The organism is Roseibium sediminicola (genome assembly GCF_023156505.1).
Classification (GTDB): Bacteria; Pseudomonadota; Alphaproteobacteria; order Rhizobiales; family Stappiaceae; genus Roseibium; species Roseibium sediminicola.
In genome coordinates this window covers 173,754-185,811 of the sequence record NZ_JALNMJ010000010.1, presented here as the reverse complement: position 1 = coordinate 185,811, position 12,058 = coordinate 173,754, and the positions used below count along the sequence as shown (strand labels likewise).

At 63.3% G+C, this 12,058-nt stretch carries 12 protein-coding genes; 4 read left to right on the top strand and 8 right to left on the bottom strand.

The genetic code is table 11. The annotated features are described in order from the left end of the window. Positions 1-2: 2 nt before the first annotated feature. A complete protein-coding gene (locus M0H32_RS15800) occupies positions 3-1,346 on the bottom strand; it encodes a Na(+)-translocating NADH-quinone reductase subunit A (RefSeq protein WP_345779333.1) in 1,344 nt (447 codons plus the stop codon). 172 nt (positions 1,347-1,518) lie between these two features. Between M0H32_RS15800 and M0H32_RS15795 the strand changes: the two genes are divergently transcribed. Continuing rightward, on the top strand, positions 1,519-2,553 hold the full coding sequence (locus M0H32_RS15795) for an FAD:protein FMN transferase (RefSeq protein ID WP_248155696.1): 1,035 nt from the start codon (positions 1,519-1,521) through the stop codon (positions 2,551-2,553). Between the two features lie 18 nt (positions 2,554-2,571). Continuing rightward, on the top strand, positions 2,572-2,811 hold the full coding sequence (nqrM, locus tag M0H32_RS15790; protein WP_248155694.1) for a (Na+)-NQR maturation NqrM: 240 nt from the start codon (positions 2,572-2,574) through the stop codon (positions 2,809-2,811). A 12-nt stretch (positions 2,812-2,823) separates the two neighbouring features. On the opposite strand, the gene M0H32_RS15785 is transcribed toward nqrM, so the two are convergent. Further along, the gene (locus M0H32_RS15785) at positions 2,824-3,009 is read right to left on the bottom strand and encodes a hypothetical protein (RefSeq protein ID WP_248155692.1); all 186 of its coding nucleotides are present in this window, start codon (positions 3,007-3,009) and stop codon (positions 2,824-2,826) included. 122 nt (positions 3,010-3,131) lie between these two features. On the opposite strand from M0H32_RS15785, the gene M0H32_RS15780 reads away from it, so the two are divergent. Continuing rightward, positions 3,132-3,614 carry a CBS domain-containing protein gene (locus M0H32_RS15780; RefSeq protein ID WP_248155690.1) on the top strand — a complete coding sequence of 161 codons (483 nt, stop codon included), beginning with the start codon at positions 3,132-3,134 and terminating at the stop codon, positions 3,612-3,614. Between the two features lie 327 nt (positions 3,615-3,941). Here M0H32_RS15780 and M0H32_RS15775 read toward each other — a convergent pair whose 3' ends face one another. From M0H32_RS15775 to M0H32_RS15750, 6 genes are read right to left on the bottom strand one after another with little or no spacing between them, the layout of a single operon-like run. After that, positions 3,942-5,366 (bottom strand): carnitine 3-dehydrogenase, encoded by a 1,425-nt coding sequence (locus tag M0H32_RS15775; RefSeq protein ID WP_248155688.1) that lies wholly within the window; start codon positions 5,364-5,366, stop codon positions 3,942-3,944. Continuing rightward, complete coding sequence (locus M0H32_RS15770; protein WP_248155686.1) at positions 5,363-6,127, bottom strand: SDR family oxidoreductase; 765 nt, start codon at positions 6,125-6,127, stop codon at positions 5,363-5,365. The genes M0H32_RS15775 and M0H32_RS15770 overlap by 4 nt, the downstream gene beginning before the upstream one ends. Positions 6,128-6,129: 2 nt before the next feature. Then, on the bottom strand, positions 6,130-7,047 hold the full coding sequence (bcoG, locus tag M0H32_RS15765; RefSeq protein WP_248155684.1) for a 3-dehydrocarnitine:acetyl-CoA trimethylamine transferase BcoG: 918 nt from the start codon (positions 7,045-7,047) through the stop codon (positions 6,130-6,132). Positions 7,048-7,056: 9 nt separating this feature from the next. Next, the gene (locus M0H32_RS15760; protein WP_248155682.1) at positions 7,057-7,839 is read right to left on the bottom strand and encodes a carnitinyl-CoA dehydratase; all 783 of its coding nucleotides are present in this window, start codon (positions 7,837-7,839) and stop codon (positions 7,057-7,059) included. Next, complete coding sequence (locus M0H32_RS15755; RefSeq protein ID WP_248155680.1) at positions 7,839-9,866, bottom strand: acetate--CoA ligase family protein; 2,028 nt, start codon at positions 9,864-9,866, stop codon at positions 7,839-7,841. The genes M0H32_RS15760 and M0H32_RS15755 overlap by 1 nt, the downstream gene beginning before the upstream one ends. 3 nt (positions 9,867-9,869) lie before the next feature. Further along, entirely contained in the window at positions 9,870-11,030 is a 1,161-nt protein-coding gene (locus tag M0H32_RS15750) for an acyl-CoA dehydrogenase family protein (protein ID WP_248155678.1), read from the bottom strand. Between the two features lie 77 nt (positions 11,031-11,107). Here M0H32_RS15750 and M0H32_RS15745 point away from each other — a divergent pair, with 77 nt between their 5' ends. Further along, positions 11,108-12,049, top strand: a complete 942-nt coding sequence (locus M0H32_RS15745) for a GlxA family transcriptional regulator (protein WP_248155676.1) — start codon at positions 11,108-11,110, stop codon at positions 12,047-12,049. The last annotated feature ends 9 nt before the right edge of the window (positions 12,050-12,058 follow it).

The following is a 12,058-nucleotide window of genomic DNA, read 5'->3' as shown; positions in this document are numbered from 1 at the left end:
GATCAGCCCTCCTTCTCAATTTTGGCAAGGCAGTCACGCAGTGCCATGCCGTATTCATATTTGGCGGGGCAGGCGAAACCGACCAGCCCCAGATCTTCCTCATCCAGTTCCAGCGCGCCAAGCGCCTGGGCCTGGTCCGTGTCCATGACCAGAAGCGCGCGCAGCAGCTGCGTCGGCAGGAAATCCTGCGGCATCAGCTCTTCGAAGGTGCCGAGCGGGACCATGGCGCGACGGCCGCCATTGAGGTTGGACGTCAGCGCGTAGAGCTTTTTCGTGAAGGCCGAGCCGAGCACGGGCTGGAAGGCATATTTGGATGCCATCGGACGGATCCAGCCGAGCGGGATCTGCTTGTGGTCTTCTTCGATCAGCGTCAGCTGGCGGGCGTAGCGGCCGAGATAGGCGCTCGGCCCCTCGCCGAGACGGCCGCTCAGGATCGACCCGGAAATCAGGCGCACCGGCGCATCGCCTTCGATCTCGCCCATGGACAGAGCCTCCAGGGAAGCGCCGGCAACCGTGCGGATCAGACGAGGTTGGGCGCAGCGCGGACCGGACAGGGCAATCACCCGCGAGGGGTCAACCTGGCCGGTCTTAAGCAGACGGCCGATGGCGATGACGTCCTGGTAGCCGATGGTCCAGACGGTTCTGGTGGAGCCGGGCGCTTCCAGGAAATGCATATGGGTGCCGGCGAGGCCTGCCGGATGCGGACCCGAGAAACCGGCGGTTTCGACCCCGGCGACTTCGCGTCCGGGAATGGAAGCGTTGGTCTCCTGGCAGAGATAGGTCTTGCCACCGCTCAAGGAGGCGACCGCTTCGAGACCCTTGGCAAAGTCAGCGCCGCTTTCGGCGAGGATCACGGCCGGGTCCGCAGCGAGCGGTTCGGTGTCCATGGCGGTCACGAAGATGGCCGCCGGGCGGGTGGCGGGGTCCGGAACCTTGGAATAGGGGCGGGTGCGGAAAGAGGTCCACAGGCCAGAGGCGCACAGGCGCTCAGTGAGCCCTTCGGCCGTCGTGGTGTCGCCAACAGAAGAAAAATCGACCGGCGCTGCGGCGTCCTTGTCGACTTCGATCTCGATGCTGATCAGAACCCGGCGCGCGCCCCGATTGACTGCCTTGATTTGGCCGGAGGCCGGCGCGGCGATCATCACATCGGGCGTGTCCTTGTGGAAAAGCAGCGGGGCGCCGAGGCCGACAACATCGCCCTCCTGGACCAGGAGCCTGGGTTTCAGGCCGACATAGTCCGCGGCCAGAACCGCCACTGTTTCTGTCTCTTTGGTGTCTTTGATCTCCTGCACAGGTGCCCCCAGCACCGGAAGATCAAGACCTTTTTTAAGCTTAAAGCTTTGCACGCATCTGGCCTCCAGATTTCGACAAAACGCCGTATCCTACGTTTTTGCGCCGCGAAAAAGAACTAATTTGCCAATTAGCTCCATTTTTTTGTTGAATCAGACACCGGAACCAATGAAAAGCGCGACTGAGTGCGCGGCGAAAGTCGCAGGTGATCGATCGGAGGCTGGTATCGTGCCAACTAACATTAAATTCTCCCGGCGGAGTTTCATCCTGATGTCGCTCACCGTGGCTGCCTGTAAAGGCGGTGCGGATGTTGTCGAGCTTTCAGGATCGACGATGGGGACGAGTTATTCGGTCAAGGCTCTAGACCATGAGCGCGGCGTGGACAAGGCCGCCCTGCGTCTGGCAATCGAAAACAGTCTCTTCAAGGTCACCGCGCAGATGTCCAACTGGGACGCGTCCTCCGAAGTGTCGCGTTTCAACGCGCATGCCTCGACCCAGCCGATGTCCGTCTCCGAGGATCTTGCCCGGGTCATCAGCGCCGCCAAGGACGTCCATGCCGCCAGCGAAGGCCAGTTCGACATCACCCTCGGCCCGGTGATCGAAGCCTGGGGTTTCGGCGCCAAGGGCGGTTCCGCTCATGCACAGCCTTCCGCCGACAAGCTTGCAGCCGCCTTCGATGCCGCTGGTCAGACGGACGGCCTGAGCGTCAATGGCACACAGGTCCGCAAGGGCCGTCCGAACACGCAGATCTTTCTGCCGTCGATCGGCAAGGGTTACGGCATCGACCAGATGGCCCAGGTGGTCAAAAGCTTCGGCTTGACCGATTTCATGGTTGAAATCGGCGGCGATCTCTATGTGTCCGGCCGCAATGCCGACGGGCTCGACTGGCAGATCGGCATCGAATCTCCCGATGCCCTCAACCGTCAGGCCTACAAGGTCGCCAGCGTCTCCAATCTAGGCATGGCAACCTCCGGCGACTACCGCAATTATTTCGAGCAGGACGGCCAGCGCTACTCGCACATCATCGATGCCAAGACCGGCCGGCCGATCACCCACCGCACCGCCTCCGTAACCGTCCTGGCGGAAAACGCCATGCTGGCGGATGCCTGGGCGACCGCGCTGCTGGTGCATGGCACCGAGCGGGGCCTTGAGATCGCAAATCAGCGTGATCTGGCGGTGCTGTTCATTGACCGGCATGCGGATGCGGGCGACAAGGGTTTCGTGACCTCGTCCAGCGACAGGTTCGCTGCCCTTCAGGCCTAAACCGAACGGACCGAGACCGTGCTGACCTTTGTTCTGGCTTTCGCGCTTCTTTTGACCGTCATCACCGGGATGGCGGTCGGCGTGATCTTTTCCGGCCGGACCATCAAGGGAAGTTGCGGCGGGCTGAACGCGATTGCCGATGCGGATCATTGCCTGGTCTGCAACAAGGAAATCGATCCGAACAGCCCGCTGCGGGAACGTCTGGCGTGCCCGCGCGCCCGCAAGATGCTCAAGGAAATGGAAGCGCAAGAGGGCTGAAAGCCGTCCTTGTTACCCGGTGGCCGACACCGGAATGAACGCTACCAGCGCCAGGCAGGCGCCGGCGATCACACCATAGAGCCACAATTGCCAGCGTGGCCCTTCCTTGACCCAGACGCGGCGGTACTGATAGCCCGCCAGACAGGCGAGCACGAAGAAGATCGTGGCGGTCAGGGGCGTCAGAAAATATTCTGCCAATTTGGAGAGTTCCTTAGGCCGACCAGTTTCGGTTAAGCTGTTCCTTACTGCCCGAGGCGGTCAATCAGTAAGGAGCCATATACATGCCAAGCTCTTATCAGGCCCCCAGCCGAAAAGACAAGATGCACGCGACGACGCATAGCCAGACTCCAGACACCAATCTCAAGCATGAAACCGCGACCGTACGGAAGATCCTAGATAAAAAGGGATCGGACGTTCATGCGCTGCGCCCGCAGAACACGCTGCATGAGGCGGTGGTGATGCTCCGCGACAAGAAAATCGGCGCGGTGGTGGTGAAGGACGCCGACGGCAGGCTGCAGGGCATCCTTTCGGAGCGCGACATCGTGCGCCGGCTGGCCGAAACGCCGGGACAGACCCTGCCGCAAAAGGTAGAGGACATCATGACGAAGACCGTTGAGGTCTGTCACCCGGACGATGCTTTGATCACGGTGCTGCGCAAGATGACCGACGGCCGCTTCCGCCACATGCCGGTGGTCGAGGACGACGCCCTCGCGGGCATCATCACCATTGGCGATGTGGTCAATTACCGGCTGACCGAACTGGAGTACGAAGCGCTGCAGCTGAAGCAGCTGATCGTGGGGTAAGAGGGAAACGGAGTTCGCTGCGCTCACGCCGATGCGCTGGATTCCGGATCTGCGCGCAGCTTCGCTGCACTTGTCCGGAATGACGGTGGAGGGGGGCGCCGGTCTGTCCATTGCCGCTCACCAGGTGGACGCATCGTGTCACTTCGGACTTTGTATCCTCACCAGCGTCATCCTGAGGAGCGCGCTTGCGCGCGTCTCGAAGGATAGGCCACAGGCTTCTGAGCGCGCTGCCGATCCTTCGAGACGGACCTGGCGGTCCTCCTCAGGATGACGTCGGTGGGTGTGACGACCGGAGGTTTTGGCCTTTCGGGTTCGAATGCTCCCGAGCTAACCCCGCTGCCCCACATAACGCCCTGCGCCATCGGGCACGGGCAGCGTGGTATGGGCCTTCGCAAACGCAGTCAGTTTTTCCTCGACCTCAGGGGGCGGTGGGCAGCTGGCGCGGGTGGTGAGGTCGACATGGAGCAGCATGGTTTCCATTGTGGCGGCCACCTTGCCGTCGCCGTTTTTCAGGAAATGGAACAGCTTCATCTTCTTGCCTTCGCCCTGAAGGACCTGGGTGGTGACGGTGAGGCGTTCGCCCGCTTTCAGCTCGTCCAGATAGCGCAGGTGGTTCTCGACGGTGAAATAGCTCTTGCCCGAGGCGATATAGTCCGCGTCCGCACCGATCAGTTCCATGAAGCGATCGGTCGCCGCCGCGCCGGCTTCGAGGTAATGGGCCTCGTTCATGTGATTGTTGTAATCGGTCCAGCTTTGCGGGATCTGGCGGTCCACGGTGACCGGGAGTTCGGCCGGTTCGGCATTGGCAAGGGCCTTTTCGTGGGCCACCAGAACGCCACCGGCGCCGCTGCCGCTTTTTTTCAGGGCGCGCATCATGCCGACGAGATTGTCGTCACGCAGCCGCTCCAGTTCGCGGATCGAAAGATGTCGCGACTGGTCGTCCGACTGGCCTGCGATCAGATCGACCAGCTCGTCGGTGAACTCAGGCACGTCCATCAGCTTGGTCCAGGGCCAGGTGAGGCACGGGCCGAACTGGGCCATGAAATGTTTCATGCCGGCTTCGCCTCCCGCGATGCGGTAGGTCTCGAACAGGCCCATTTGCGCCCAGCGAAGGCCAAAGCCCATGCGGATGGCCTCGTCGATCTCTTCCGTCGTGGCGATGCCGTCCTTGACCAGCCAGAGGGCCTCGCGCCAGACCGCTTCCAGGAAGCGGTCGGCGATGTGGGCGTCGATCTCCTTGCGCACAGTCAGCGGGAACATGCCGATGGACCGCAGGATTTCCGCAGCGCGCGCCGTCTCGCCAGGATCGCCGACCAGCTCGATCAGCGGTAGCAGATAGACCGGGTTGAACGGGTGGGCGACGATGGCGCGGGCGCCTTCCGCGCAAAGTTCCGAGGGTTTGAAGCCGGAGGTGGAGGAGCCGATGACGGTGGTCGGGGACGCCATCTCGGTCAGGTTGCCGAGCACCTTGTGTTTCAGCTCCAGCCGTTCCGGCACACTTTCCTGGATCCAGTCGGCGCCCTTTGCGGCTTCGGTCAGATCATTATGGAACGTGAGTTTGCCTTCGTCCGGCAGGCGTTTGTCATAGAGGGACGGCAGGCTGCGGCGGGCATTGGCGATAACCTCGCCGATCTTGCGTTCGGCTTCCGGGTCGGGGTCGAAGACCGCAACGTCCCAGCCGTTCAGAAGAAAACGGGCGGCCCAGCCGCCGCCGATCACGCCGCCGCCGACGATGCATGCTTTTTGGGTCATGGTGCGAGTGTCTCCGTGTGGCCGTCAATGGCCAGGATCTGTCCTGAAATACGGGCGCCGGCTTCGGACGCCAGAAAGTGGATGCTGTTGGCGACGTCCTCGGCGGTCACCCAGGTCCTGAGCGAGACGCCTTTGACGTAGCTTTGGCGAATGGCCTCTTCGGTCTCGCCGCGGGCCCTGGCTTCCATGGCAACGACCCGGTCCATGCGATCGCCTTCGACAGCGCCCGGACAGACGGCGTTTACCCGGATGCCATGGGGCCCGAGCTCCATGGCCAAGGTCTTGGTGAGGCCGACGATGGCCCATTTGGCCGAGGCATAGGGGGAGCGGAACGGGTAGCCGTAAAGACCGGCGGTGGAGGAGGTAAGCGTGATCAGGCCATGCCCTTGAGCCTTCATCACCCTGGCCGCCCAGCGGCAGGTCAGGAAAGCGCCATGCAGATTGGTCGCGACACAGCGTTGCCACTCCGTGTAATCCAGCGTCTCGATGGCTCCGGCGGGGCCACCTGTGCCGGCATTGGCGCAGACGATGTCAATGCCGCCCCAGTCGGCCTCAAGGCCGGTCAGGAACCGGTCCATGTCCTCTTCGGAGGTGACGTCGGCAACGGCTGTGATCGCGGCCGGATGCGTTTCCGCAAACGCCTTTACCGCGGCAGGATCTGCGTCGCAGATGGCGACCCGGTTCCCTTCGCCTAAGAACCGTTCTGCAATGGCACGGCCGATGCCGGAAGCACCGGCCGTGACAAGGACGCGCGAGCTCATGGTCAGGCTGCCACCGGTGCGCGTTTGGTCAGGCCGAGCTTCTCACGAACAGCTTCCGGCCCAATGATGCGGGCGCCCATGCCTTCGACCACGCCGACGGCCTTTTCAACCAGCTGGGCATTGGTGGCAAGAACGCCTTTTTCGAGGAAAATGTTGTCTTCCAGGCCGACGCGAACATTGCCGCCGGCCAGAACGGCCGCGGCCGCATAGGGCATCTGGTCCCGGCCGAGGCTGAAGGCCGACCAGGCCCAGTCGTCCGGAATGGCATTGACCATGGCCATGAAGGTGTTGAGGTCGTTCGGAGCGCCCCAGGGCACGCCCATGCACAGTTGCACCAGGGCCGGGGAGGCGAGAGTGCCCTCCTTGACCAGCTGCTTGGCGAACCACAGGTGCCCGGTGTCGAAAGCCTCGATCTCGGGCTTGACGCCGAGCTCGGTCATCATGGCGCCCATGGCGCGCAGCATGCCCGGCGTGTTGGTCATGACATAGTCCGCCTCGGCGAAATTCATGGTGCCGCAGTCCAGCGTGCAGATTTCCGGCAGGCACTCACGGACATGGGCCATGCGCTCGGTGGCGCCGATCATGTCGGTACCGGCCGGATTGACAGGGAGTGGGGCCTCGGTGGATCCGAAGACGATGTCGCCGCCCATGCCGGCCGTGAGGTTCAAGACCACATCGACATCCGCATCGCGGATACGCTCGGTGACCTCCCGGTAATAGTCCAGGCGGCGGGACGGAGCGCCGGTTTCCGGTTCGCGTACATGGCAATGAACGATGGCCGCGCCCGCCTTGGCAGCGTCAATGGCGCTGTCGGCGATTTGCTTCGGGCTGCGCGGCACGTGAGGAGACTTGTCCTGGGTGCCGCCGGAGCCGGTCACGGCGCAGGTGATGAAGACGTCGCGGTTCATTTGAAGGGGCATTTTGAACTCCTAGCGGCCTTTCCAGACCGGATCGCGTTTTTCGGCAAAGGCGCGGGCGCCTTCCTTCTGGTCTTCCGAGCGATAGAGCTTTTCGACCGTTTCGAACTGGCTTCGGGTGATGCGGTTGAGGGCGTCCTGGAACTTCATGTCTTCCGCTTCGCGCACGATTTCCTTCAGCGCCGCGTACACAAGCGGCGGACCGGAGGCGAGCAGCTCGGCCAGCTTCCAGGCTTCCACCATCAGATCGGTCGCGGGATAGATGTGGTTGATCAGGCCCCAGCGGGCGGCTTCGTCCGCTTCGATCCAGCGGCCGGTCAGCAGCATCTCCATGGCGATGTGATAGGGGATGCGCTTCGGCAGCTTGATGCTGGCCGCATCGGCCACCGTGCCTGAGCGGATCTCCGGCAGGGCGAAGGTGGCATGGTCGGCGGCGAGGATGATGTCGGCGGACAGTGCCAGTTCAAGGCCGCCGCCGCAGCAGATGCCGTTGACGGCGGCAATCACCGGCTTGTTGAGGCCGCGAAGTTCCTGCAGGCCGCCGAAACCACCCTTGCCATAGTCGCCGTCAACCGCATCGCCGTCGGCGGCGGCCTTCAGATCCCAGCCGGGGCAGAAGAATTTCTCGCCCGCACCGGTGACGATGGCGACGCGCAGCTCCGGATCGTCGCGGAAGTCGGTGAAGACGTCGCCCATGATCCGGCTGGTGGCGAGATCAATGGCGTTGGCCTTGGGCCGGTCCAGCGTGACGGCCAGGATGTGGCCGCGTCTTTCGGTCTTGATGGGACCTTCCATCAGTTTCCTCCCAGTCTCACCAGCGCGTCGGCGGCGATGGCAAAGTCCCTGCCGCAGAGCAGGGGATTGATTTCAACTTCCTCGACCGGTGCGCCGAGGGCAAGGGCCTGAACGGCCAGGACGGCGGCGACGATGGCATCCTGATCGCAAGGTGGCATGCCACGATAGCCCTGGAGCACCCGACCAATCTTCAGACTGTCGAGAGCCTTGCGGATATCTTCTTCTCGAACAGGCAGGACGAGCGAGGTGTTGTCCTGCAGAATCTCTGTCAGGGTACCACCGGCTGCGAGGGTCAACACGTAGCCATGGGCCGGGTCGCGGACGACGCCAACCAGGAGCTCGGCAAGGGTTCCGGTGACCATCTCCTCAACCAGGAACGTGGCCGTCGGCATGGTCTCGGCCGCTTGATGCACCTCGCAGGCCGTGCTGAGATTGAGCATGACAGCACCGGCCTCGGTCTTGTGGGCTATGCCGGTCCCTTTCAGGACCACCGGGAAGCCGATTTCTTCGGCGGCTTGCGCGGCGGCTGCGGGACTGTCCGCTGACTTGCTGGCCGGAATGCGCAGGCCGTGGCTCGCGAGCAAAGCCGTGGCGTCCTTTTCCTCGACAAGGCGTGGGGCAAGGACAGGGCCGGGGATATGGACCGGGTCGGCGGTCAAGGGCTTGCCGAAAAGTGCGGCCGCTTCGATGGCGGACAGGGCCTCGTCGAAGCCACAGAGCGGGACAATACCCCGGGCGATCAGGTCGGTTGCGATGGCCTCCGGCATCAGCTCGGGCAGGGAGCTCAGAATGGCCATCTGCTTGCCGGAGGATTTCTGGGCCGCTTCAACGGCGTCGAACACCATCAGCCAGGCCTGCGGATCGCAGCGGTCCTGGCGCGGAATGTCGAGTATGACGAGCCCGAGGGAAAGATCGCCGAGCATCATCGCTGCGTAGCAGCGGCTCATGGCGGCTTCGTCGCCCCAGATATAGGTGTGATAGTCGAGTGGGTTGGCGAGCGCGACCTTGGGGCCGAGGGCATCGGCAAGCGCGGACCGCTGATCGGCGGTCAGGGCCGGAAAGGAAACCATGCGACCGACGGCAGTGTCGGCGATCAGGCTGGCTTCGCCGCCGGAACAGGACATGGACGCGATGTTGGCATTGGCGAGCGGGCCGGCGACATGCACCAGCTTCAAGGTTTCCAGAAGCGCGGGCAGGCTGTCGACGCGGGCAATGCCGAGGCGCTTGAAGAGGGCGTCGGAGCCCGCGGTGCTGCCCGCAAGCGATGCCGTGTGCGAGACGGTCGCGGCCTGCGAGGCTTCCGAGCGGCCGATCTTCAAGGCAACGACCGGCTTGCCGAGCGCATGGGCGCGGCGGGCGAAGGCCTCAAAGGCGGCAAGATCGTCGAGGCCTTCGATATAGAGCCCGATGGCGGTGACGCGGTCGTCGTCGAGAAGCGCGTTGCCGATCGCCGAGAGGCCCGTCTGGGCCTGGTTGCCGGCCGTCATCAGATAGGCAATCGGCAGACCTCGGGTCTGCATGGTGAGGTTTAGAGCGATGTTGGACGATTGGGCGATGATGGCGACGCCGGTCTCAACAGGGGGCAGTCCGTGCTGGTCCGGCCAGAGCGAAGCGCCGTCAAGGGCGTTGAGGAAGCCGTAGCAGTTGGGCCCGAGGATGGGCATGCCGCCCGCGGCTTCGACCAGAGCGGCCTGAAGATCGGCGCCGTCTGCCAATTCGCGGGTGGCTTCGCTGAAACCGGAGGCAAAGCAGATCGCGCCGCCCGCACCCAGACGGGCGAGGGCTCCGACAACCTCGATGGTGGCGTTTCGATTGACGCCGATGAAGACGGCGTCGGGCGCTGACGGCAGCTCATCCACGGAGCGGACTGCCTGGACTCCTTCGATTTCGCTGCGGGTCGGATGGATGGGCCAGAGGTCGCCGTCAAAGCCGGCCTTGCGGCATTCACGGACGACGTTTCGGCACCAGGTGCCGCCGCCGATGACGGCGATGGATCGCGGCCTGAGCAGACGTTCCAGGGAGCGCATGGATCAGGCTCCGAGCGGGCGGAAAATGTCGCGGCTAATGATGTGGCGCTGGATCTCGCTGGTGCCGTCCCAGATCCGCTCCACACGTGCATCGCGCCAGAAGCGTTCGATGGGGAAGTCGTCCATCAGCCCCATGCCGCCGAAGATCTGCAGTGTCGCGTCGGTGACCCTTGCCAGCATTTCCGAGGCGTAGAGTTTGGCGCTGGCAATCTGGCGGTTGGCGGGCAAACCCTGGTCGAGCCGCCAGGCGCTGGCGAGCGTCAGCCAGTCGGCAGCGTCGATCTCGGTGATCATGTCGGCGACCTGGAAGCTGATCCCCTGAAACTTGGCAATCGCCTGACCGAACTGCTTGCGCTCCGCGGCATAGTTTACCGCATAGTCGAAACAGCGGCGCGCGCGGCCGACGCTCATGGCCGCGACCGTGATCCGGGTGGCATAAAGCCATTCGTTCATCACCTCGAATCCGCCATCGACCTCGCCGAGAACCTGGGCGTCCGGAAGCCGGCAATTGTCGAAATAGAGGATACAATTCTTATAGCCGCGATGGCTGACGGAGTTGTAGCCGTCGCGGACCTCGAAGCCGGGCGTGCCGCGGTCGACCAGGAAACAGGTGATGCGCTTTTTCGGTCCCTTCGGGGTTTCGTCGACGCCTGTTGCCACAAAGACAATGAAAAAATCCGCGTGTTCCGCCCCGGAGATGAAGTGCTTGGATCCGTTGATCACCCAGTCGCCGCCATCACGCACCGCCTGGCATTTCATGCCGCGCACATCCGAGCCGGCGTCCGGCTCGGTCATGGCGAGCGCGTCCATCTTCTCGCCGCGCACCGCCGGCAGCAGATAACGTTCCTTCTGGTCGCCTTCGCACGCCATCAGTATGTTTTGCGGGCGTCCGAAGAAGTGGTTGAGAGCCATTGAGCCACGACCGAGTTCGCGCTCGACCAGGGCAAAGTCCAAATGACTGAGGCCCGCGCCGCCGACCTCTTCCGGGAAGTTGCAGGCATAGAAGCCGAGATCGATGCATTTCCGCTTGATCTCTTCGCCGAGCTCAACGGGCACCTGGCCGGTTTTCTCCACCATTGCCTCATGCGGATAGATCTCGTTTTCCACGAAGGAGCGGACCGTGGAGACGATCATCTCCTGTTCTTCGCTCAAGCCAAACTCCATCGGGACCTCCTCTTGCTTCGTTGTCTTGAGAGTGAGACAAGAGGCAAAACGTCACTATGCAGTTTTGGTAAATATAGATGCAGGTTTCGGAAAAATCGGCTGGTCCTCGCAGGATCTGCGTTTTCCTGTTCGACATGTTCTCGGTTTATTGCCTGGCCAATGCGGTCGAACCGTTCCGGGCAGCCAACACGATTGCGCGCCGGCCGCTTTATGTCTGGGAACATGTCAGCCTGGACGGCGGCACCGTGACCTCCTCCAGCGGCCTGCCAGTGGCGACAAGGTCCTGGGCCGAGGCTATGCCCGCCGGGGACTTTCTGTTCGTGATGCCGAGCTACGACTATACCGGTTTTGCCGGCGCACGCATGCAGAGGGTGCTGCGCGCTGCAAGAAAACGGTTCGGCACCCTTGTTGGCATGGACACGGGGGCCTGGCTGATGGCGGCGGCGGGGCTACTCGAGGGCCGCAAGGCCACCATTCACTGGGACGAGCTCTCTCTGTTTGCCGAAACGTTCCCGGACGTGGACGTGGTCGAGGACCGTGTGGTCCTGGACGGGGACACGTGCACCTGTGGGGGGGCGTCGACAACTTTCGAGCTGACGCTGGAGCTTATCAAACAGCAGCACGGCGCCATGTTTGCGCTGGAGGTTTCCGCCAATTTCATGCATGGCGATGCCTTCGAACGACAGGACCCCCGGCTGCGCCTGACTGCCGACAGCCTGGTGCGCAGCGCGGCGGCGCTGATGCGCAGAACCCTGGAGAGCCCCCTTGCCATCGGCACGTTGGCGGACCGGCTCAATGTCGACCAGCGCAGCCTGGAGGAGCACTTTCGGCAGGAGGTGGGGATGACGCCGCTTGCCGTCTACAAGGCGATCCGCCTGCGGGAGGCACGGCGGCTGGTGTCGCTGACCCGGCTCAGCATCGCGGAGATCGCCGAGCGCTGCGGCTATCAGAATGCCAGCGCCATGACCCGGGCCTACCGACAGGAATTCGGCCAGCCGCCCCGGGCGCACCGGAGCTAGTTCAGACTT